Raw genomic sequence first — 20577 nt, forward strand, 5'->3', positions numbered from 1 at the left:
ACCTGTCCATGCGAAACCGAGCTGCCTGTCTCTTTCCCTTGCTCGCCATCCTGATCTGGTCGGGCAATGTCATCGTTTCCCGCCTGTCCGCACACAGCATCGGCCCCGGCGCTATCACCTTCTACCGGCTGCTGCTGGCGGTACTGATCATGAGCCTGTTCGTCGCCGCACCCGCCTGGACGAACCGCGCGCTGATCTGGCCGCATATCGGCAAGCTGGCGATCCTCGGATTTCTGGCGCTGTGCTTCTTCCAGGTGATGTCGTACACCGCTGCGGCCTCGACCACCGCCACCAACCTTGCCGTGTTCACCGCGCTGACCCCATTGCTGACCTTGATGCTCGGTGCGCTCGTGCTCAGGCACTCGCCCACACCCGCCACGGTCGCCAGCGGTGTGGTGTCGTTGCTGGGGCTGGTCTACCTGGTGAGCAAGGGCGACCCGGCCAGCCTGTTCAACGGCGGCGCCCACATTGGCGACCTGCTGATCTTCATCGCCGCACTGGGCTATGCGTTGTATGGCGTCCTGCTCAAGCGTTGGGCGCTGCCGATCGGCAGTTGGCAGTCGACCTATGTGCAGTCGTTGTGCGCGCTGGTGATCATGCTGCCGGCCTTCCTGGTCACCCATGAAGCAGAGCGGCAGTTGAACCTGCAGACACTGCCGCTGATTCTGTATGCCGGTGGCCTGGCGTCGGTGGCGCTGCCGTACTTCTGGATACGCGGCGTGCAGTTGCTGGGGCCGGCGCGTTGTGCAGCGTTCATGAACCTGCTGCCGGTACTGACCGCAGCCATTGCCGTAGTGGTGCTGGGGGAGGGGGTCCGGGCCTATCACCTGGTGGGGGGCGGGGTTGCGCTGCTGGGCGTTGCTGCAGCGGAGTACTTTGCCAGGCCGCCCGTGGCCCAGGCCCAGAGCGCTGCCGAGCGCGCTTGAGAGACCTGCGATTGAACGCCGGGCAACGAGCAGCGCTCTGACTGAAAAAGAGCCGAGGGTACCCTCATGAGCATCGAACGCAGCATTCCCGAGCTTGAAGCCTGGTACGCGCAATACGACGACGTCAGTTACCGGCGCGAGTCGCCAGACGCCTATCATCACGAACTGCTGCGCACTGCCCAGGCCCTGCGCGACGACGGCGCCCTCGACTGGGACGACTGGCTGGCCCTCAAGGCCCTGGCCGACGAAGCGCATGTACGGGCGCTGGAGGATGCCGTGCAGGCGCACGTCAGCGATCCCGACTCATGAAAGCCCTGAAGATCGCCACCTTCAATATCAACGGCATGCGCAGCCGCTTGCCGGCGCTGCTCGCCTGGCTGCAGCGCGAGCAGCCCGACATTGCCTGCCTGCAGGAACTCAAGATGGCGGATCAACAGTTTCCGCGCCAGGAGATCGAAGCGGCAGGGTATGGCTGTCTGTTCCACGGACAGCCCTCATGGAATGGCGTGGCCATCCTGGCCCGCGACAGCGAACCGCTGGAGGTCCGCCGTGGCTTGCCTGGCATGGAGGAAGACCCACAGAGCCGCTATCTGGAAGCCGCAGCGCACGGCGTTCTGGTCGGCTGCCTGTACCTGCCCAACGGCAACCCGCAGCCCGGCCCGAAGTTCGACTACAAGCTGCGCTGGTTCGACTGCCTGATCGCCCACGCGCAAGGGCTGTACAGCAGTGGTCATCCGACCGTGCTGGCGGGCGATTTCAATGTCGTGCCCACCGACCTGGACATCTACGACCCGCGCTCCTGGCTGAAGGATGCGCTGCTGCAGCCCGAGTCACGAGCGTGTTACCAGCGACTGCTGGTGCAGGGCTGGCTCGATTGCCTGCGCCACCTGCACCCGCAGGCACGCGTCTACACCTTCTGGGATTACTTCCGTGACCATTGGGCGCGCAACGCCGGGTTGCGTATCGACCATCTGCTGCTCAACCCCGAGCTCGCCCCGTACCTGAAACAGGCCGGGGTCGATGCCTGGGTGCGCAATGAAGCCAAGGCCAGTGACCATGCGCCTGTATGGATCGAGCTGGGCACACGCCGCAAACGCGCTGTGCCCTGACTTCGATAGCGTCGTTGTCACTGCTGTGGGAGTGCCGGCGACAACAGGTCCTCGAGGTCGATGGCTCGATACATCTCGCGGCGAACCCGGTCCGCTACGGCATTGACCACTTCGGCGCCGTCCTGGGACGGGTCGACGTGCACACGGAACGGACGCTTGCCGAACGGCAGATCAACCACACGTACGATCTCCCGCGCCACTTCGGCGGGGTCGGCATCTTCCGGTTCCAGGCTTTTCAAACCCTCGAGCGCTTTGCCGGGCACATCGGCATAGCGACCATTCTCGTACTCGGCGGCGATGGCGGTGTCGGCCGGCTTGCCCGAGTGGGCGAAGTGGTTGGTGCCTTTGGTGAAGGCGCCCGGCACCATGATGGTGGTCTCGATGCCCCAACGCGTCAGCTCGGTGGAGTACGCCACGGCGAGAGCGTCCATGGCCGCCTTGGCGGCGAAGTAGGGCGCCAGGAACGGTGGGGTGCCGCCACGGGTGGACGACGAACCCACCCACACCAGCAGGCCCTTGCCCTGCTTGCGCAGGTGGGGCAGGGCAGCACGGTTGACCCGCTGGGTGCCCAGCACGTTGACGTCGTACTGCTGCATCAGTTGCTCTGGCGTGAAGGCCTCGGCCGGACCGAACACCATGTGCCCGGCGTTGTGCACCACCACGTCGAGCCGGCCCGCGTCCTTGATGATGTATTCGATGGCGGCAACCGAGGACGAGTCCGACTGCACGTCCAGCTCGACGGTGCGCAGATCGGCATTGTTGTCGCTGGACCACTGGGCCAGTTCCAGCACGCGTGGAGCGTTGCGACCCTGGGTTTCACGCATCGAGGCGTACACGGTATGGCCTGCGCGTGCCAATGCCTGGGCGGTCATGAGTCCGAAGCCGGACGATGCACCGGTGACGAGGATGATTTGCGACATGAGAGGCACCCTTTATCAATGGAAGATTGAAAGCTATCCGGATCAGGCCACGCGTACTGCGGTGCGTGGTGGGGATATGGCTCATACAGTAAAGGGTGGTTCAGCTCTAATAATCAGCCATTAATCGTTATCAGAATTCCATCAGAACAAACAATCATGAGCGCGCGGGTTCTGATGGGGCACGCGTCATGACAGCAGCCCCTGGGCGTTGAGGGCCATGAGCGAAAGCATCAACACGATGTAGCCAAGGATTGCGGCGTAGGCGCCTTGCTTGAACGAGGTGAGAAGGGCAGTGGCCATGTCGGCAGCTCCACAGGTTGCGTGTGAGGCCGAGCATGGCTGAGTTGGATATCGTCGGGAAACGAAGCTCAGCGATTCAAGCTATCGATCAGATTGATTATTGAAGCCATCCATGTCGCCCATAGATATCGATTAACAAGATGCCAGCGCTTGCGTTACCCCCTCGCATCGCTGCGCGACCTAGTATTTTTGCCAGTATCGCCGCCCGTTAATCTCGCCAACAATCAAGCCACCTGTTAACACAGGTTCCATGGAACGACGCAGCGTGAACCAAACAGTCTGGTCGCTACGTGGAAACGGAAATTCAAGTCCGGAAATCACCAAAAAAATGGAAGGTGAAAACATGAAAGAGTTCGACGTTTTCTGCGTTTTGGATTTTAAAAATGATTGCTCCGCGCTGACGAAGATCCGCAGCCTGAACGCGGTCAAGGACTTCAAAACGGTCTCCGAGCCCGAATGGAACAAGATCAAGAGCACCCCACATGGCCCCCGCGACTGGGCCAAGAAAATGATCAAGGGCAAGGATGCCCTCGTTGTATTGAACGGGGCCCATACCAAAGGCCGTGCGTTCATCGACGAAGAGATTACCCTGGCCAAAGAAGCTGGTGTACCGATCTTCGTCATCAATAACGACAGCCAGCAAAAGTTTGACTTCACCTCGTTCAACTTGGGCTATCAGCCCGAAGTACACGATATCAATGATCTCACCGAGGACAACATCGAGAAGTGGATCCTCGCAGCCAAGGGCCAGCTCAAGAAGGCCGCCTAAGCTGCGCGTTTACACGCCATAGCAAGCGTAAAGCCGGGTCTTTTCCTGAAAAGGCCCGGTTTTTTCGTGTTCCCTGACTTAAGACAGCACACCCTGTCTTGCATGATCGACCATTGCCGCAACCAGCGGATTCTTGTGCTCGTCATGCCAGGCCATGGCGGTGGTGACCACGTTCACCTCGGGATGCAGTGGGCGGATAACCACGTTGTCCGGTGCGATCTTGCCCATGGACGTGGGTACCAGTGCGATGCCCTGACCGCAACTGACAAAGGCGACCTGTGACGAAACGGAGCGTACCTGGTGGAGGATACGCGGCGAGAAGCCGCAGGCTTTGCACTGCCCGACCAGGTAGTCGAAGTACACGGGACTGACATCCCGCGAAGCCATGACCAAGGTTTCGTCCGCGAGGGCTTGAAGGGAGATGGACTCACTGGCAGCCAGAGGATGATCCTGGAGGAGTGCGACTGCCAGCCTGTCTTGCGCCAACGGCAAGGATTGAAGATGCCGGCCAAGGTTCCCCTCCAGGCGGGCGAAGGCAATGTCGATATCGCCTGCCTCCAGTGCGGGTATGGCTTGCGCACTGTCGATCTCCCGAACCGATACCGTGATCAAGGGATGACTCTGCTTGAAGCGCTCGATCAAAGGCGGCAGCACGTCGATCATGGCCGAGGTGATCGCGCCGATCGTCACTACACCGGCATGGCCCGCGACGGCTTCGTGAACCGCCAGCTCCAGTCGCTCCAGTTGATCAGCGAACTTGCGCACCGCCGGAAGAATCGCCGCGCCGGCGGCCGTCAGCTGCGCACCGCGGCGCGACCGGGTGAACAGTTGGACGCGAAGCGATTGCTCGAGCGCCTGGATCTGCTCGGTCAACGGCGGTTGTGACATGCCCAGGCGCCTGGCCGCGCGGCTGAAGTTCTGGTCTTCAGCCACAGCCAGGAACAGCCAGAGGTGGCGTATCAGGCGAAAGTTGATCACGGTATCTTTCCATAGGTTGCGGATATAACAAGCTTAGCTTCTTCGGAATATACGTATCAAACGTCGCCGCAGATACTCAAGCCTCACCCACAAGAGGCCTGCAACCGATGAGCTTGAAAGCCCCGCTTGAACGCCTGGCCGCGCTCGATACCAACACGGTGTCGGACGCGCTGGATTTCCTTGAACTGCCCGGCGCCACCAATGGCCTGATGCCGCTGTGGAATTGCCCCAGAATCGTCGGCCGGGCCAGCACTGTGCAGCTGGGCCCCAAGCAGGACGTGGCGCTCACTGCGCACCTGATTACCCCGGCTGTAGAACGCGTCACCAGCGACGACCGCGTGCTGGTGATCGCAGGTGGCGTCGACGGGATCTCCAGCTGGGGAGACATCCTGGCCAACGCGGCCCAGCGCAAAGGCATCCGCGGTTCGATCATCGATGGCTTCAGCCGCGACATCCGCGGCAGTGCCGATATCGGGTACCCGGTCTTCGCTCGCGGGGTGACCATGATCAGCGCGCGCAACAGGCTCATCCAGGTCGACGCAGCCGTCAAGGTTCGCATGGCGGGCGTCGAGGTAGATGAAGGCGACTATGTGATCGCCGATGAATGCGGCACGGTATTCGTTCCAGCCCATGCCATCGAGCAGGTGCTGGACCTGGCCGAGCGCATTGACCGGCGCCAGGCCGGCATGGTGGACGCCGTGCGCGCCGGTCGCTCAGTCGAGGAAGTGATGCACGACACGCAGTTCGAAGCCATCAAGGTGGAGCAGTGACATGAACCTTTCTGACAAAGACCTGGTTGCCTTGTTCGAAGGCCTGGATACCCCGGGTGTATCCGACGCGCTGGACAGGCTGGGCCTTGCAGGCCAGGCCTTCGGTATCGCGCCACTGGCGAACTACAGCCAGGTCGTGGTCGGCCCTGCCTTCACCGTTCAGTACATCAGTGCGAGCGCGCCGCCCGGCACGGTCGGGGACTTCATCGATGAAGCAGCACCAGGCGACGTGCTGGTCATCGCCAATGAAGGCCGCACCGACTGCACGGTGTGGGGCGACATCATGACCCAGTACGCGCTGGCCAGGGGAATTGCCGGCACGGTCATCGACGGTGTCTGCCGCGATGTGAACACGGCGCTGGGCGAAGGCTACCCACTGTTCAGCAAAGGCCGCTTCATGCGTACCGGCAAGGACCGCGTGCAAGTCGCAGCCGTGAACCAGCCGGTATCGGTGGGCCAGGCTCGCGTGTGCGCCCGCGACATCGTCGTGGCTGACGCCAATGGCGTCGTCATCGTCCCGCGCGACCGTGCACAGGAGGTCGCTGAAACCGCACGTCGCATCGAACAGGTCGAAGCGCAGATCCGCGAGCGCATCGCCACTGGCACAAGCCTCGAGGACGCTCGTGCCGCCCTCGGTTATCACACCCTGCAGAGCAAACAAGCATGAGCCTCCCACACGATTATCAGAACCTTGCAAAGATCCTCGGCAGCTCGACCCTGTACGAGGCCTGCGGCCTGCCATGTGCGGTCGACCGCGAGATTCGCGCGGTATGGAAGGGCGCATTCATAGCCGCGCCTGCCTATCCGCTGCAGTGTTCGCCCGGAGACAACCTGGGCCTGCACCTGGCGGTGGCCAAAGCGCCGCGCGGCAGCGTCCTGGTCTGTGATTGCGCCGACTTCATCGCAGGTTACTGGGGTGAGGTGCTCACCGTGGCGGCGCAAGCCGCAGGGATTGTCGGGTTGGTCATCAACGGCGGTGTACGCGACATCGCCGCGCTTGAAGCGCAGGGTTTCCCGGTCTTCGCGCGGGGGATCTCGGTCAAGGGCACCGTCAAGGCCACCACGCCCTCGGTCGGCACGCCGTTCGACTTCAGCGGTGCCCGGGTCAGCGCTGGCGATCTGGTGGTCGCGGACGAGGACGGTGTGATCATCGTCCCGGCGGCTGCGGTCGAACGCACGCTGCGCGAAGGTCAGAAGCGTGCAGACAAGGAGGCAGTGTTCATGGCCAAGCTGCGCGAGGGTCATACCAGCATGGATCTGATGGGTCTTACCCACCTGCAGGAGCGCACATGAGCCTGGAAACGCTGAACCGCCGCCTGCAGGCTGCCAAGCCTTCGGCAACCTACAGGATCATCGACCGCGTGGCCGAGCGGCGCGCAGCAGGGGCGAAGATCATTTCGCTTTGCGCGGGGGAGCCTGACTTCGACACGCCGGAGCACATCCGCGCTGCAGCCATCGGTGCGATCAACCAAGGGCACACGCGCTACACCCAGGTGTCCGGCCTTCGCGCCTTGCGTGAAGCGATCGCGCGCAAGTACCAGCGTGAAAACGGCCTCGATGTCAGCTGGCAGGACACGCTGGTTTGCAGCGGCGGCAAGCACGTCATCTTCAATGCTCTGGCCGCGACCCTCAACGAAGGCGACGAAGTGCTGATTCCCGCGCCGTACTGGGTCAGTTATCCGGAAATGGTCGAGCTGTGTGGGGGCCAGGCGCGCATCATTGCCTGCGGCGCCGCGTCGAGCTTCAAGCTGACCCCGCAGGCACTGAGCGAGGCCATCGACGCGAAAACCCGCTGGCTGATCCTCAACTCGCCGTCCAACCCCACGGGCGCCGTGTACAGTCGCGACGAGCTGCGGGCGCTGGCCGAAGTGTTGTCAGCCCATCCGCAGGTGCTGATTCTGGCCGACGACATCTATGAGCACCTGATCTTCGACAATCGTGACTTCCTCACGCTTGCCCAGGTTGAACCCCAGCTGGCGGCACGGACACTGACCATGAACGGCGTGTCGAAGGCCTATGCCATGACAGGTTGGCGAATCGGCTTCGCCACCGGTCCTCGCTGGCTGCTCGACGCGATGGAGAAGCTTCAGGGGCAGCAGACCTCGGGTGCCTGTTCCATTTCGCAGCACGCCGCAATCGCTGCCCTCGACGGCCCCAAAGACTTCATCGCCCACAGCCGAGAAGTGTTCCAGCGCCGTCGCGATTTCATGGTCGAGTTGCTCAACCAGGCCCCGGGCATCCGCTGCGAGGTTCCAGGCGGGGCGTTCTACGCGTTCGCCGACTGCTCCGGGCTGATCGGCAAGCGCTCATCCGCGGGTCGTGAGCTGCTCACCGACGAGGCAGTGGCCCTGGCGTTGCTGGAGGAGGCCAACGTTGCAGTCGTCCACGGCAGTGCGTTTGGCCTTGCAAGCTACCTGCGCATCGCCTACGCCCTCGATGACGACTCGCTGCGTGCGGCGTGCCAGGCTATTCAGCGCTTCTGCGAGGGCGCGCGATAGGCTGGCGCCCTCGCGACACGCGATGTGCATTGCCAGGGCACTGGCCCCATGATTAGAATGCGATCAATTCTTAATTGCGCCATTTGAACAAGATCGCGATGCCGCCCGCCAACATCCCCCTCAACCTGCAGGTCCAGACGCTGTACACCGAGCACAACGGCTGGCTGCTGGGTTGGCTTGGGCGCAAGCTGGGCAATGCCTGCGATGCCGCGGACGTTGCCCATGATACTTTCGTGCGCCTGCTCGTTCGCCAAGCCGAAGCGGACCTTGGCAGCGAACCGCGGGCCTTGCTCACGCACATCGCCAAGGGCCTGCTGGTCGACCGTTGGCGGCGGCTGGATGTCGAGCGGGCCTACCTGCAAGCCATCGCCCATCTACCCGAACCCGAGGCGCCGTCACCGGAAACCCGCTGGCTGATCCTCGAAACGCTCTATCGGGTGGATGCCATGCTCCGCGAAATGCCTGCACGGGTGCGCCAGGTGTTCCTGCTGTCTCAGCTCGACGGCCTGACCTACGCGCAGATCGCCGAGCAGTTGCAGGTGTCATTGGTCACCATCAAGCGCGACATGCGTGCGGCCTTCCTTGCCTGCCTGAGCCTTGACTGATGAGCGCCCGAATCGACCCGTCCATCCTTGGCGAGGCCGCCGACTGGCTGGTGCAGTTGCAATCGGGCAGCGCCACCGAGGATGACCATCGCGCGGTCCGGGCCTGGTGCCAGCGCAGCGCTCAGCATGCCCAGGCCTGGCAACGCGCCGAGAGGCTGCTGGGCGACCTGCAGTGCTTGCCGGAGCCGGTCAGCGGCGAGACCCTGCGTCGGCTCAGCCGCAATGGCACGTTGAGCCGACGCCAGGCCATGCAGCGCCTGGGCCTGATGCTGCTGGCGGCCCCCGCCGCCTGGCTGGCGTGGCGCAACATGCCCTGGCAGCAATGGACAGCGGATGCCCACACAGGGGTAGGGGAGCAGCGCCCGCTGAGCCTGGCAGACGGCAGCAAGGTGCTGCTGAACACCGACAGCGCCATCGATATCCGCTTCGATCTTTGGCAACGGCGCATCGACCTGCTTGCTGGCGAAATCCTCGTCACCAGCGCGGCCGATCCCGCAACGCCAGCGCGCCCACTGCTTGTACGCACGGTGCACGGCCAGGCGCAAACCGCAGGTGCGCGCTTCAGCGTGCGGCTGGACGGCCCGTTGACCCGTGTCGCCGTGGTCGAAGGCACGGTGGATACCCAGCCGCTGCATGGCGACAGCCACCTGCTGCTCAAGGCCGGCGAACGCAGCGCCTTCGACAGCACTCGGGTGCAGCCGGTCAGCCCCCTGGACGCCGGGGACCTGGCCTGGGAGCACGGCATGCTGCTGGCGCGCAACATGCGCCTGGCTGACCTGTTGCAGGAGCTGGCCCGATATCGACCGGGGGTGCTGCGCTGCCACCCGGGCGTGGCCGAGCTCAAGGTTTCCGGCGCATTCCCGCTGACCGACAGCGACACCAGCCTGCGCCTGCTCGTCGACACCCTCCCGGTGACGGTCAATGGCCTGACCCGCTACTGGGTCACGGTCGAACCACAGGCTTGAAGATTTCTTGCGTTTGCCTGATACCTTTTTCCGCGTCGTCCGGTACTGAGTGCAGAACCCTCATTTCTGTATTCACAGGATCAACCCATGATGCATCGTTCCAGCCCTCGCTTGCGCCTCAAGACCCTGAGCCTGGCCGTGGCCATCGGTACCTTCGCCCCGGCCTCGGCACTGATGGCGGCCGATGCCATGGCCAGCAACGGCTCCCACAACTACACCATCGGCGCAGGCCCGCTGGCCGATGTGCTGGCGCGCTTTGCCGCCAGTAGCGGAACACCGTTATCGTTCGACCCGGCGCTGCTAAACGGCCTCCAGAGCCCGGGCCTGCAGGGCAGCTACAGCGTGGCGGAAGGCTTCGAGCGCCTGCTCGCCGGCAGTGGCTACAGCCTGATCGGCACCGACAGCGGCGGTTACACCCTGGCGCCGGCAGTTGACCTGGGCAATGCCCTGGAACTGGGCGCGACCACCATCAACAGCGACATGGCGGCCAGCAGCGACACCTGGCAAGGTGGCCAGGTAGCCCGCAGCGCGCGCCTGGGTGTGCTCGGTGACCAGGCAATCAACGACGTGCCGTTCAGCGTCAGCAGCTTCACCGCCAAGACCATTGCCGACCAACAGGCCCGCACGCTGGGCGATGTGCTGCTCAACGACGCCGCCGTGCGCCAGTCGGCAGGCTTTGGCAACTTCTCGCAGGTGTTCACCATACGCGGCCTGCCGCTCAATACCGACGACATCAGCTACAACGGCCTGTATGGCGTGCTGCCACGGCAAATCATCACCACCGAAGCCCTGGAGCGCGTCGAAGTATTCAAAGGCCCCAACGCCTTCCTCAACGGCGTCGCCCCTCAGGGCAGCGGCATCGGCGGCGCTGTCAACCTGGTACCCAAGCGCGCCGAGGACACCCCGACCCGCCACGTCACCCTCGACTACGCCACGGGTGCCAACATCGGTGGTCACCTTGACCTGGGCAAGCGATTCGGTGAGGACAACCGCTTCGGCGCACGTATCAACCTGGCCCAGCACGACGGCGGCACTGGCGTGCACGAGGAGGCGCAGCATTCCACGCTGGTGGCCGTGGCCCTGGACTACCGCGGCGAGCGCCTGCGACTGTCCACCGACCTCGGTTATCAGAAGGAGCGCATCAACCAGGGCCGTGCGGTGATCTACCCGACCGGAACCAAGGTGCCCCACGCCCCCTCGGCGCGCGACAACTACACCCAGGACTGGACCTGGTCGCAGCTCGAGGACACCTATGGCATGGTCAACGGTGAATACGACCTCGACGACAACTGGACCTTGTACGCTGGCGCCGGCGCCAAGCACACCCGCGAGAACGGCGAGTATTCCTCGCTCTACGTCAGTGATGAAAAGGGTACCGCGCGCGGCGGCTACCTGTACCCGCCGCACGATGAGGATAACAAGAGCGCCATGGCCGGAATCAATGGCCACTTTGCCACCGGGCCAGTCAGCCACCGGGTCAACTTCGGCCTCTCTGGCATGTGGGGCGAGCAGCGCTCGGCCTACGCGGCAGTAACCGCTGCCAACCGCTATGACAGCAATCTCTACCACCCGGTCAAGGTGCCGCGACCCACCAAAACCTACACCGGCAGCGACCTCCACGACCCACGCATCGTCGGCAAGAACCGGGTCAAGAGCGCGGCGCTGTCCGATACCCTGGGCCTGTTCGACGATCGTCTGCTGCTGACCGTGGGCGTGCGCAGGCAAACGATCGAGGTGGATGGCTGGGCCACTGCCACAGGTGTGCGCAACGCCAATTATGGCGAGACGGTGACGACCCCAGTGTATGGCCTGGTCTTCAAGCCCTGGGACCATGTATCGCTCTATGCAAACCGCATCGAAGGCCTGGCTCAAGGGCCAACCGCACCGTCGAGCGTGAGCAACGCCAATGAGGTATTCCCGCCCAGGCGCAGCAAGCAGGTGGAGGCGGGGGTCAAGCTCGACTGGGACAGCTTTGGCGCTACCTTCGGCGTGTACCGCATCGAGCAGCCCAGCAGTACCACCTTCCGTTCTCCAGGCGCCAGCCAGGACACGTTCAGCATGGATGGCGAGCAGATCAACAAGGGCGTCGAGCTGAATCTGTTCGGCGAGCCGGTGGAGGGCTTGCGCCTGCTGACCGGCGCGGTGTTCATGCACACCGAATTGAAGAACACCGCCAATGGCAGCAACGACGGCAACCGCGCCCCTGGAGTGCCACGCTTCCAGTACAACCTCGGTGCCGATTGGGACGTGCCCGGCATTGAAGGCGCCGCACTCAGTGCCCGTGTGCTGCGCACCGGCGGGCAGTACGTCAACACCAGCAACAGCCTGAATATCCCCGCCTGGACCCGGGTTGACCTGGGCGGGCGTTACAGTTTCAACGTGGATGACAAGCAAGTGACCCTGCGGGCCAATGTCGAGAACGTTGCGAACAAGGCCTATTGGGCGTCGGCGTCGACTTCGAACAATTACCTGACGCAGGGAACGCCCCGGGTATTGCGGGTTTCGGCCAGCGTGGATTTCTGAGACGCAGCGAAGAGGCGGGGTTGAGTCAGTCGAGACAACGGGGAGCGCTTGGCACGCACTGTCGTTCGTCTCATGGCTGCCATCGTCGAACCAAAGTGTCTATGAAGACCCGAACCCTGGGCGAAAGGTGACGCTTGTTCGAGTAGATCGCGCAGATAGGGATCGGGCGGGTTTCAAAGCCAGGGAGCAGGGGGACGAGCGTGCCTTGTGCCAGCTCGTCATCGACCAGGAAGGAGGGGAGACAGGCTATCCCCATGCCTGCGCCAGCGGCATGACAAATCGCCTCCGCGCTGTCCAGCCGCATCCGGCTGCGTGTGCTCACCTCGACCCACTCGCGGTCCACGCGAAAAGACCACGTCTGCTGCTGCCCCAAGCTACTGAAGATCAGGCAGTCATGATTGGCAAGATCCTCGAGCCGATGAGGTTCGCCGTGCTTTTCCAGATATGACGCAGAGGCGCATATCACTGAACGGTGCTGAGCCACTGTCCGTGATATCAGGTGTGCTTCCACCTGGGTGCCGCCTACACGCAGCGCGAGGTCAAAGCCGTCTTCAACAATATCGGCGATACGATCGGTGAAGCTGACCTCCACTTCGACCGCAGGCCACGTCTTGAGGAAGTCATACACTGCGGGCAGCACGCAACGCCGTCCGAATGCGTCCGGGACAGTCAGTCTCAACACCCCTCGTGGCGCAAGTGTGGTCTGCCCGAGACTGGCCTCGGCATCTTCCAGGTCGGCAAGTATCTGGCAGCATCTGTCGTAGTAACGGCGCCCCTCGTCAGTGAGGCTGAAACTGCGTGTAGTCCGGTGTATCAGCCTGACGTTGAGTCGCAATTCAAGACGGGTAATTGCCTTGGCAATGGCCGAGCGGGTTAAGCCTCGGGCGCGCCCGGCGGCAGCAAAGCTTCCCGCATCGACGGCTCCCACAAATGCCATGACTTCGGTGAAATCAGCCACTCACTCGCCTCCAGTGTCGCCGTTCTGTCGCCTGCGTGTAGACGCCCATTCTCCAATACTTTGTATACTATCCCATTTGTCGGTTTTTAATCTACAAAGAGGTGAAGTATGACGTATGGCAATGAGGTACAGGCGGCACTGAAGAACTGGAAGGCTGCATTCAGCGACTTGGCACCGCACTTGAGGGGGGAACCGAGTGAGGTCAGCATCGAGGTTGCGCGTAAGGCATACGTTCAGTTCCTGGCCTCCAACCAACCTCCCGAAGGTGTAGCGATCAAGGCGATAAAAATGGGGCCAGTCTCTGGGACACTGGTTGCGCCTGTCCAGTCGGGAAGCAACAGAGTCATGCTCTACTTGCATGGAGGTGGCTATTTCAGCGGCAGCCCCGAGGGGTATCACGGCATAGCCGGTCAATATGCAAAGCGCCTTGACGCGAAGGTGTTCATGCCAGACTACCGACTGGCGCCTGAACATCCCTACCCGACGCCGATCAATGATGCATTTGAAGCCTATCGATGGCTTCTCGCCCAAGGTCATGACGCCAGGTCCATTGTTTTTTCCGGCGACTCGGCAGGTGGCGCCATGGTGGTATCCCTGATGGTCGCCGCGCGAAATGCGGGTTTGCCGATGCCCGCCGGTGGCGTGGCTATTTCGCCTTGGGCGAATCTTGAGCACACAGGCGCGTCGATGGAAAACCGCAACGGCATCGATCCTATCGTCTCAAAAGAAGCACTGGACCTGATTGCCCGTCGCTTCCTGAACGGCGCCCTGGCGAATAATCCAGAAGCATCACCGGTCTTCGCAGACGTACGAGGCTTACCGCCGATACTCGTTCAGATCGGGGAAAATGAAGTGATGCTCAGCGATGCAATAAGGCTGGCGACCCATCTGGCCGAGAACCGGGTGCGTACGTCCTTGGAAGTCTGGCCGAACATGTTCCACGTTTGGCCGATCTTCGCTGACATCCTTCCAGAGGGAGAGCAGGCACTGGTGAACGGGGTGCGTTTTCTCGAGGACGTCCTGCAGCAGTGATGCATAGCTGAAGCAGCAGGCATTTACCCCTTTGAACGCCCCGGAATTGATAAATGAGAAACGATCCGTCAAGCAGGAAAAAACCAGTATCGGTGAAACATACCGAGCCGCTGATGGGGCTCGAGTTGAGATCCTGCATTTCAAGTCGAGGCATGCTCGAGTTGACATTGGAGCAGGTAGAGCAGGGTAATCTCCTGGAAAATGAAGTGATCGTTCGCGTCGAGGCAACCCCTCTCAACCCGTCGGATATCGGCCTGCTTTTCGGTCCTGCCGACCTGTCCGAAGCAAAGGCGTGTGGTACAGGCGAACGGCCTTGCATGACTGCGCCGGTCAGTGCTGCAGCGATGGACAGGCTTGGATCGCGCATCGATGAATCGCTTGTGATCGGTAATGAGGGTGCAGGGGTGGTCATCCGAGCCGGGGCCCAGGCATCGGATTTGCTCGGCAAGACTGTTTCGATGGTGGGAGGGGGGATGTACACGCACTATCGGCGTATACACAGGGATGACTGCATGGTGCTGGACGACGACATAACTCCCGCCGAAGGCGCGGCTGCGTTCGTCAATCCCCTTACTGCACTGGGGATGGTCGAGACGATGCGACGCGAAGGCCATCAGGCACTCGTCCATACAGCTGCAGCCTCCAGTCTAGGGCAGATGTTGATCAAGCTCTGCAGCGAAGAGGGCATAGCCCTCGTCAACATAGTGCGCAGCGAAAGTCAGGTAAAACTGCTGGAAGACCTGGGCGCACGCCATGTTCTGAACAGCACATCCCTGACCTTCGAGGTCGACCTGCTCGATGCGCTTGTCCAGACCCGCGCCACCTTGTGTTTTGATGCACTGTCGGGCGGTCCCGTTGCGGGAACGGTTCTGGACTGCATGGAACAGGCATTGGGCCGTTTGAGCAGCGGCTATCAGCGCTACGGTTCAACCACCCACAAGCAGATCTACATGTACGGGATACTGGATCCTCGCCCGATTGTGCTTCCCCGTGTAGGCATGGCATGGGGAGTAGGGGGGTGGCTCTTGTTCGACTTCCTCGAAAAAATCGGGCCTAAAGCGGCGCAACGTCTGCGCGAGCGTGCCAACAAGGCGCTGCGTACAACCTTCGCGATGCACTACAAAGCGCAGATTTCGCTGGAGGAGGTGTTGAAGCCGGACACAGCTCGAATGATCGCCAGGCGAACAACCGCAGAGAAGTACCTGATCTGTCCGTTCAAGGGCACCCACTGAGAGGCACTGGCTTGGCAGGCTGCGGTTGCTGCGTACTCCACCGAGGCGTTATCTACCAATCCTGAATTTTTGACTGATCGGTAAATTATTGTTATACATCTACCGGAACAGCGCAAAGGATACGGTAATGAGTGGAAGGCCCAAGGAATACGATGACACGCGTGTGATCGATGCTGCGATGGAGGTCTTCTGGGATGCGGGCTATGAGGCCAGTTCAACCCAGGAACTCTGTGAACGGACAGGCCTTGGCCGCGGCAGCCTCTACCATGCCTTTGGCAGCAAAAAAAACCTTTACGAGCAAGCACTGCGTCGCTACCAGGAGCGCGGACTGAAAGCGCAAATTGAAATACTGGAAGGGCCCGGTTCGGCCAGGGATCGTTTGAGAGCCTTGTTGCAGTGGGTCGTGACTGGCGGGCTTGACCCGAATGGCGAGCGCCCATGCATGGCACTGTTTTCAGCGTTGGAGCGCAGTAAGAAAGACCCCATGGTGGACGACATCAATCAGAACTATTTTGCCAGCCTGGAGGCTGCCGTGTGCATGACGATTTCTGCTGCGCAGCGCGATGGCGAGTTCTCGAGTGATCGCCCGGCCCTGGAAGTGACGCGTGTGTTTCTAGCGAGTTATTGTGGGCTGAATATTTTCAGGCACTCTGTGGACGACAAAGCTGTGTTGACGGATGTCATGGAAGGTACGGTAGCCCGCCTCTGACCCTGAAAGGGTGACCGCCTACGAGCGGTCCTTTTTTCGACCAATTCTTTACTGATCAGTAAAGAATGGTGTGTCACAGGGGCGTGAACATGCCAAGGAGACGAAGGAGGGCGGGGTCATGGAAATCAAGATGTACGGCAAGCAACACGAATCCAGCAAACAAGCAGCATTCATCAAGAGGTCAAGAGCAGTCAGATGTCCAGAAAACCAATTTCAAAAGAAGCGATGGAGCAGATGTTTCTCAAGGCGCGAACGTACCATTACTGGACGGACCGTCGGGTCTCTGATGACGTCGTTCATGAGATATATGAAATCATGAAGTGGGGACCAACAGCGCTCAACTCAAATCCGGCACGCATTATTTTCATCAAGAGTGAGGCCGAAAAAGAAAAGCTGGCGCCTGCCATGTGGGGGTCGAACCCAGGTCAAGTAAAGCAAGCACCGGTGACGGCCATCCTGGCCTACGATGAACGCTGGATAGAGCTTCTTCCCAGGCTTTTTCAAACCTATGATCCTCGTCCTCTGCTTGACGGCAATGAAAAGCTCGTTCAGGAAACCGTGTTCAGAAACAGTACGCTGCAGGGGGCATATCTAATCTTTGCCATCCGCTCCCTGGGGCTCGACGCGTGTGGCATGTCGGGCTTCGACAATGAAAAAGTCGATGAGCTTTTCTTCCAGGGCACTACGTGGAAGTCAAACTTCATTTGCACTTTTGGTTATGGTGATGAAGAAAAACTTTACCCAAGGGAACCTCGCTTGGGTTTTGATGAGGTGTGCAGGATCATCTAGCCAGGATTCATGATTGCATGATTTGAAACCTGGAAGCTTGCATTCGCAAGGCACCTCCCGCTTGCCCAGATACGTCTGGCCAGGCGGGGCTGCGCTTGCTGCGCAGAAGGCCGCGCATACGGCCTGGAGGAGGGCGCGGCTGCGTGAACAGTTTCAGGTTTAGTCGTGGTAGCGGGCTTGTCCCGCGACCTGGCACTTTTCGAAGCGAATATCACCTTCTGGTAATTTCTCCACAGGCTGCCAGCCGAGGCTTCGATAGAAGCCATTCGCGCGGCTAGCCTCAGCTGTTTCCAACCAGATCGTCTGGTGGTGTTGAAAGAGGAAAGTCTCTGCTTCATCCATCAGCCTGCGGCCCAGGCCGTTCCCTTCAAATTCGGGTAGAACGAAAGCGGCAAATACGCATCCGTCCTCGACATCAGCCATGGAAAAACCTACAGGGGCACCATTGACCTCGGCGACCCAAGCGCATGGAGCCTCTAGAATTGCCTGTCGTATGGTGATGGGAGTAATCCCCATTGCCGCCAGCTGATCAAGGGACAAGTGATTTTCGTGGACGCTGGTTCGAATATGAAAAATAGCATCGATATCCGCTAGGTTGGCGAGTATGCGGCTGCAAGATCTGCTTGCCAAAGGCTTGGCGTGAGCGCAAGCCGTAGCTTATGTGGGTGACGAGGCTCAGGGGAGGCGTCGATTGATTCTCGATGCTGACAAGAAAGCTCACAGGCTTGCGACTTCGAAAATTCGAGACTCTCAAAATTTGAAACTCAGCATTTGAAATGGATTCATCGTATTTAACAACCACGCCTAAGCATTTTCGCTGAGCTATTAATCCATTCTGGAATAAATAATATATTTTTATTCTTATAAAATATAGCGATGCGCTATCTGTCGCCCATAATCCCTCTCTAATTGTGAAACTATCGAGTGCATGTGCAATTTTGAAACTTCGTAACTTGTTGATTTCAATGGCATTATTCAAAAAGGTAGGCAATGGACCCACTCTCCCATCCTTCAAGACCAGCGGGCGCTCCAGAATTCGTGGTGTTCAGTCATAAGCAAAACGAGAAGGTCAGCTTGTTCTGCCGACCCACTCTATGGCGATTCGCCGAGGTGGAGTTTGATCCTTGGGTGAGCGATTTGACCGTGAACCAGCGTTTCATCGAATTGGACAAAGTTCGAATCCCGGTCGCGCTCGCTTTTGAGAATAGCCACGCGTCACTCATTGTGGTGTCCAAGTCATGCCTGGGTTCCAGCACGAGCGTTGAAGTCCAGAATTATGCCGACGATAACGGCTTTCTCTGCGAAATTTTAGATACTGATTTCCTGAAATCTGAACGTACCCGCTACGAAAACTACCTACTCATGCTTTCCTATATCAACAAGCAGAGAGATGCACTGACTGAGCGCAATCTTCGCGAAGTGATGAGACTCCTCCCAAGGCATGGACTTACGGTGAGCAGCGCTATGCAGGCGGTTGAGCAGGATTTTGGCGAGAAGGGCGCAGCTTTGGTGTTCGAGTTGGTCAGAAAGGGCCGATTAAACGTCAAGAATTTGAGTTCGACTAAATTGAGTGGGGCATCCCAATTAGGCCATGGAGATGCCCAGGATGAGTGATCAACGATTTTCTAGGTCCGAACGCGAACGAGAAGGCTATGATTGTGACAAGTGGCGTGCGGTTGACTTAACGGTCTTGCCGGACGCCCTTCGAGGTCCGACGGAGAATCGTATTAAAGCTATCCGGGCGTTCTTGAAGGAAGGCGCATCGCTAGAGGAAATTCAAGAAAAATATGGGATACCTCGCTCAACGCTTTATCGAGTCATCGACAAATGCGAAGCACTAGACAAGTCCGGAAGTCCCGCTGGCTGGGTGGCTGCAATACCTTATAAGCGCAGTGGTGAAAAAAAATACAATCGGAAAGCGCAGCCCGGCTCATCCGCTACGCAAGGCTATTCCGGCGCTTTTACGCATTTCGTTGAGCAACATCCAGATGTGGATGAGTGGCTGAAAGCTCAAGCCCGTAGATATAGACCCCGAAAATCTGGCGGCGACTACTTTATAGCGATTCATAAAGCGTTCGTGCGCAGGTGCATTGAGGCTGGAGTTGCCAGACATCAATACCCATTAAATCAAAAAACCGAAGGTATAAGCGGGCTTAGGAGGTGGTTGCAGGATAAACACCGAGAATTGAAAGCGGAGCAAGAACTGAAGTCCTCACAAGCTAACGAGAGCGTCCGAGATATTGATCCATCGGACATCTTGGAGCAAGTTGAAGCAGATGGACACAAATTGGATCTTCGCTTGGTTATTCGCGAAAGGGATGCCTATGGGGAGCCTGTTGAATATGAAATTCTCAGGGTCTGGTTAATTTGTCTAATCGAAAAATTTTCAAGGTGTGTGTTGGGGTATTCATTGGCACTGGGCCACCAGTATGATCAAGTAGACTTGCTTACGGCGATTTATAGAGCCCTGAGCCCGCACGTTCGTCCACCGCTGAATATTCCTGATACCCGTTATCGCGATGAAGGGGGATTCCCCTCAGAAAGTTCGGGGGCGTGGCAAACGTGGTCCACATTAAAACTGGATAATGCTTGGGCGCATAAGGCGAAGCATGTGATTGAGGTGCTAAATGATAGGCTTGGCTGTGTGGTGGAGTTCGGTAGACCGTACACCCCCAATGATCGCCCTATTGTGGAGCGTTTTTTTCTCTATTTGGTGCAAAACTTTTCTCACAAAATAATTGGTACCACGGGGAGTGAATCCACAGATGAGATCAAGGCACGTTTATCGCCAAAGTCCAAAAACCCTTTGAAGATGTTGCTGTCTCTAGAAGAGTTGGAAAGTTCCGTAGACATTGTGATCTCTGACTATAATGGTCGTCCGCACGCGTCAATCCAAGGCCACACCCCATTGGACTTGTTCCTCATGCGTATGGAGGCAAGGGCATTGCCGCCGAACACACTGCCTACCCGTTATCAAAATGAGGCAGCGTTTACGCGAATTCGCGAGCCAAAGATCGTTCAGTCAAATGCCAAATACGGGGGCGCGTTCATTAACTTTGCTTACCAGAAATACCGAAATCCGGATGTATTGCGGAGTAATTCGGCAGGACGGAAAATGATCATCGAGTATTCTCGTAGAGATGTATCTTCGATCAATTTGCTTGATGAGTCTGGTGCATTTGTTGGTGTGCTAACACCACCGCCACCCTACTCAAACACGCCACACAGCTACAGATTGCAGACTGAGATTTCAAAGGCCGTGAAGGACGGACAATTCCGCTTTACGGAAAATGAGTCATTCATTGAAGCTGTCCGTAGGTTTCAATTGAAAGGTAACAAAATGACTCGAGAGAGAGCGACTAGTCTCTACAAAAATACTGGCATGACTTCAGTAGGTTCGTCTGTCGAGGAAGAAACGTCTCCTCCGACATCGGAATCACAAGTCGACAGAGTAAAGCTGTTTAAAGTTTTCACTTTTTGAATAGAGGGTGCAA

The 20577-nt window shown here is 59.4% G+C and carries 21 protein-coding genes; 17 read left to right on the forward strand and 4 right to left on the reverse strand.

The window, feature by feature from the left end:
* Positions 1 to 8 precede the first annotated feature (8 nt).
* The 3 genes from AC1TXO_RS13230 to xth all read left to right on the forward strand — a co-directional run bounded on the left by AC1TXO_RS13230 (position 9) and on the right by xth (position 2035).
* Positions 9 to 926, forward strand: a complete 918-nt coding sequence (locus AC1TXO_RS13230; RefSeq protein ID WP_486406752.1) for a DMT family transporter — start codon at positions 9 to 11, stop codon at positions 924 to 926.
* A gap of 66 nt (positions 927 to 992) precedes the next feature.
* Positions 993 to 1235 (forward strand): hypothetical protein, encoded by a 243-nt coding sequence (locus tag AC1TXO_RS13235; RefSeq protein WP_486406753.1) that lies wholly within the window; start codon positions 993 to 995, stop codon positions 1233 to 1235.
* Entirely contained in the window at positions 1232 to 2035 is an 804-nt protein-coding gene (xth, locus tag AC1TXO_RS13240; protein ID WP_486406754.1) for an exodeoxyribonuclease III, read from the forward strand. Before AC1TXO_RS13235 ends, xth begins: the two co-directional genes overlap by 4 nt.
* A gap of 17 nt (positions 2036 to 2052) precedes the next feature.
* Here xth and AC1TXO_RS13245 read toward each other — a convergent pair whose 3' ends face one another.
* Positions 2053 to 2955, reverse strand: coding sequence for an SDR family oxidoreductase (locus AC1TXO_RS13245; protein WP_486406755.1), 903 nt, complete (start codon positions 2953 to 2955; stop codon positions 2053 to 2055).
* A 643-nt stretch (positions 2956 to 3598) separates the two neighbouring features.
* Between AC1TXO_RS13245 and AC1TXO_RS13250 the strand changes: the two genes are divergently transcribed.
* Positions 3599 to 4024, forward strand: a complete 426-nt coding sequence (locus tag AC1TXO_RS13250; RefSeq protein WP_486406756.1) for a TIR domain-containing protein — start codon at positions 3599 to 3601, stop codon at positions 4022 to 4024.
* Between the two features lie 78 nt (positions 4025 to 4102).
* On the opposite strand, the gene AC1TXO_RS13255 is transcribed toward AC1TXO_RS13250, so the two are convergent.
* Positions 4103 to 5002, reverse strand: coding sequence for a LysR substrate-binding domain-containing protein (locus AC1TXO_RS13255; RefSeq protein WP_486406757.1), 900 nt, complete (start codon positions 5000 to 5002; stop codon positions 4103 to 4105).
* A gap of 107 nt (positions 5003 to 5109) precedes the next feature.
* Here AC1TXO_RS13255 and AC1TXO_RS13260 point away from each other — a divergent pair, with 107 nt between their 5' ends.
* From AC1TXO_RS13260 to AC1TXO_RS13290, 7 genes are all read left to right on the forward strand, one after another.
* The gene (locus AC1TXO_RS13260) at positions 5110 to 5772 is read left to right on the forward strand and encodes an RraA family protein (protein ID WP_486406758.1); all 663 of its coding nucleotides are present in this window, start codon (positions 5110 to 5112) and stop codon (positions 5770 to 5772) included.
* A gap of 1 nt (position 5773) precedes the next feature.
* Entirely contained in the window at positions 5774 to 6439 is a 666-nt protein-coding gene (locus AC1TXO_RS13265; RefSeq protein ID WP_486406759.1) for an RraA family protein, read from the forward strand.
* Positions 6436 to 7065 carry an RraA family protein gene (locus AC1TXO_RS13270; protein WP_486406760.1) on the forward strand — a complete coding sequence of 210 codons (630 nt, stop codon included), beginning with the start codon at positions 6436 to 6438 and terminating at the stop codon, positions 7063 to 7065. The genes AC1TXO_RS13265 and AC1TXO_RS13270 overlap by 4 nt, the downstream gene beginning before the upstream one ends.
* Complete coding sequence (locus AC1TXO_RS13275; protein ID WP_486406761.1) at positions 7062 to 8270, forward strand: pyridoxal phosphate-dependent aminotransferase; 1209 nt, start codon at positions 7062 to 7064, stop codon at positions 8268 to 8270. The genes AC1TXO_RS13270 and AC1TXO_RS13275 overlap by 4 nt, the downstream gene beginning before the upstream one ends.
* 98 nt (positions 8271 to 8368) lie before the next feature.
* The gene (locus AC1TXO_RS13280; protein WP_486406762.1) at positions 8369 to 8875 is read left to right on the forward strand and encodes a sigma-70 family RNA polymerase sigma factor; all 507 of its coding nucleotides are present in this window, start codon (positions 8369 to 8371) and stop codon (positions 8873 to 8875) included.
* Entirely contained in the window at positions 8875 to 9840 is a 966-nt protein-coding gene (locus tag AC1TXO_RS13285) for a FecR domain-containing protein (protein WP_486406763.1), read from the forward strand. The genes AC1TXO_RS13280 and AC1TXO_RS13285 overlap by 1 nt, the downstream gene beginning before the upstream one ends.
* 87 nt (positions 9841 to 9927) lie before the next feature.
* On the forward strand, positions 9928 to 12363 hold the full coding sequence (locus AC1TXO_RS13290) for a TonB-dependent siderophore receptor (RefSeq protein ID WP_486406764.1): 2436 nt from the start codon (positions 9928 to 9930) through the stop codon (positions 12361 to 12363).
* A gap of 70 nt (positions 12364 to 12433) precedes the next feature.
* Here AC1TXO_RS13290 and AC1TXO_RS13295 read toward each other — a convergent pair whose 3' ends face one another.
* Positions 12434 to 13321, reverse strand: a complete 888-nt coding sequence (locus tag AC1TXO_RS13295) for a LysR family transcriptional regulator (protein ID WP_486406765.1) — start codon at positions 13319 to 13321, stop codon at positions 12434 to 12436.
* A gap of 108 nt (positions 13322 to 13429) precedes the next feature.
* Between AC1TXO_RS13295 and AC1TXO_RS13300 the strand changes: the two genes are divergently transcribed.
* From AC1TXO_RS13300 to AC1TXO_RS13315, 4 genes are all read left to right on the forward strand, one after another.
* The gene (locus AC1TXO_RS13300) at positions 13430 to 14353 is read left to right on the forward strand and encodes an alpha/beta hydrolase (RefSeq protein ID WP_486406766.1); all 924 of its coding nucleotides are present in this window, start codon (positions 13430 to 13432) and stop codon (positions 14351 to 14353) included.
* Positions 14354 to 14406: 53 nt separating this feature from the next.
* Positions 14407 to 15585, forward strand: coding sequence for an MDR/zinc-dependent alcohol dehydrogenase-like family protein (locus AC1TXO_RS13305; RefSeq protein ID WP_486406767.1), 1179 nt, complete (start codon positions 14407 to 14409; stop codon positions 15583 to 15585).
* 127 nt (positions 15586 to 15712) lie between these two features.
* Positions 15713 to 16294: a TetR/AcrR family transcriptional regulator gene (locus AC1TXO_RS13310; protein ID WP_486406768.1), complete on the forward strand. Its 582-nt coding sequence runs from the start codon at positions 15713 to 15715 to the stop codon at positions 16292 to 16294.
* Positions 16295 to 16489: 195 nt separating this feature from the next.
* Complete coding sequence (locus AC1TXO_RS13315) at positions 16490 to 17083, forward strand: malonic semialdehyde reductase (RefSeq protein WP_486406769.1); 594 nt, start codon at positions 16490 to 16492, stop codon at positions 17081 to 17083.
* Between the two features lie 159 nt (positions 17084 to 17242).
* Here the strand turns inward: AC1TXO_RS13315 and AC1TXO_RS13320 are convergent, their stop codons facing one another.
* A complete protein-coding gene (locus AC1TXO_RS13320) occupies positions 17243 to 17623 on the reverse strand; it encodes a GNAT family N-acetyltransferase (protein ID WP_486406770.1) in 381 nt (126 codons plus the stop codon).
* A gap of 450 nt (positions 17624 to 18073) precedes the next feature.
* Here AC1TXO_RS13320 and AC1TXO_RS13325 point away from each other — a divergent pair, with 450 nt between their 5' ends.
* The gene (locus AC1TXO_RS13325; protein WP_023102086.1) at positions 18074 to 18697 is read left to right on the forward strand and encodes a hypothetical protein; all 624 of its coding nucleotides are present in this window, start codon (positions 18074 to 18076) and stop codon (positions 18695 to 18697) included.
* Positions 18690 to 20564, forward strand: coding sequence for a helix-turn-helix domain-containing protein (locus AC1TXO_RS13330; protein WP_033727105.1), 1875 nt, complete (start codon positions 18690 to 18692; stop codon positions 20562 to 20564). The genes AC1TXO_RS13325 and AC1TXO_RS13330 overlap by 8 nt, the downstream gene beginning before the upstream one ends.
* Positions 20565 to 20577 lie beyond the last annotated feature (13 nt).

Source organism: Pseudomonas sp. FA117 (assembly GCF_057370475.1).

Coding starts and splice junctions, on each gene's coding strand:
- AC1TXO_RS13285 (WP_486406763.1), top strand. CDS start 8,875: ATGAGCGCCCGAATCGACCCGTCCATCCTTGGCGAGGCCGCCGACTGG.
- AC1TXO_RS13270 (WP_486406760.1), top strand. CDS start 6,436: ATGAGCCTCCCACACGATTATCAGAACCTTGCAAAGATCCTCGGCAGC.
- AC1TXO_RS13310 (WP_486406768.1), top strand. CDS start 15,713: ATGAGTGGAAGGCCCAAGGAATACGATGACACGCGTGTGATCGATGCT.
- AC1TXO_RS13300 (WP_486406766.1), top strand. CDS start 13,430: ATGACGTATGGCAATGAGGTACAGGCGGCACTGAAGAACTGGAAGGCT.
- AC1TXO_RS13250 (WP_486406756.1), top strand. CDS start 3,599: ATGAAAGAGTTCGACGTTTTCTGCGTTTTGGATTTTAAAAATGATTGC.
- AC1TXO_RS13280 (WP_486406762.1), top strand. CDS start 8,369: ATGCCGCCCGCCAACATCCCCCTCAACCTGCAGGTCCAGACGCTGTAC.
- AC1TXO_RS13260 (WP_486406758.1), top strand. CDS start 5,110: ATGAGCTTGAAAGCCCCGCTTGAACGCCTGGCCGCGCTCGATACCAAC.
- AC1TXO_RS13235 (WP_486406753.1), top strand. CDS start 993: ATGAGCATCGAACGCAGCATTCCCGAGCTTGAAGCCTGGTACGCGCAA.
- AC1TXO_RS13305 (WP_486406767.1), top strand. CDS start 14,407: ATGAGAAACGATCCGTCAAGCAGGAAAAAACCAGTATCGGTGAAACAT.
- AC1TXO_RS13315 (WP_486406769.1), top strand. CDS start 16,490: ATGTCCAGAAAACCAATTTCAAAAGAAGCGATGGAGCAGATGTTTCTC.
- xth (WP_486406754.1), top strand. CDS start 1,232: ATGAAAGCCCTGAAGATCGCCACCTTCAATATCAACGGCATGCGCAGC.
- AC1TXO_RS13290 (WP_486406764.1), top strand. CDS start 9,928: ATGATGCATCGTTCCAGCCCTCGCTTGCGCCTCAAGACCCTGAGCCTG.
- AC1TXO_RS13230 (WP_486406752.1), top strand. CDS start 9: ATGCGAAACCGAGCTGCCTGTCTCTTTCCCTTGCTCGCCATCCTGATC.
- AC1TXO_RS13325 (WP_023102086.1), top strand. CDS start 18,074: ATGGACCCACTCTCCCATCCTTCAAGACCAGCGGGCGCTCCAGAATTC.
- AC1TXO_RS13245 (WP_486406755.1), bottom strand. CDS start 2,955: ATGTCGCAAATCATCCTCGTCACCGGTGCATCGTCCGGCTTCGGACTC.
- AC1TXO_RS13330 (WP_033727105.1), top strand. CDS start 18,690: ATGAGTGATCAACGATTTTCTAGGTCCGAACGCGAACGAGAAGGCTAT.
- AC1TXO_RS13265 (WP_486406759.1), top strand. CDS start 5,774: ATGAACCTTTCTGACAAAGACCTGGTTGCCTTGTTCGAAGGCCTGGAT.
- AC1TXO_RS13275 (WP_486406761.1), top strand. CDS start 7,062: ATGAGCCTGGAAACGCTGAACCGCCGCCTGCAGGCTGCCAAGCCTTCG.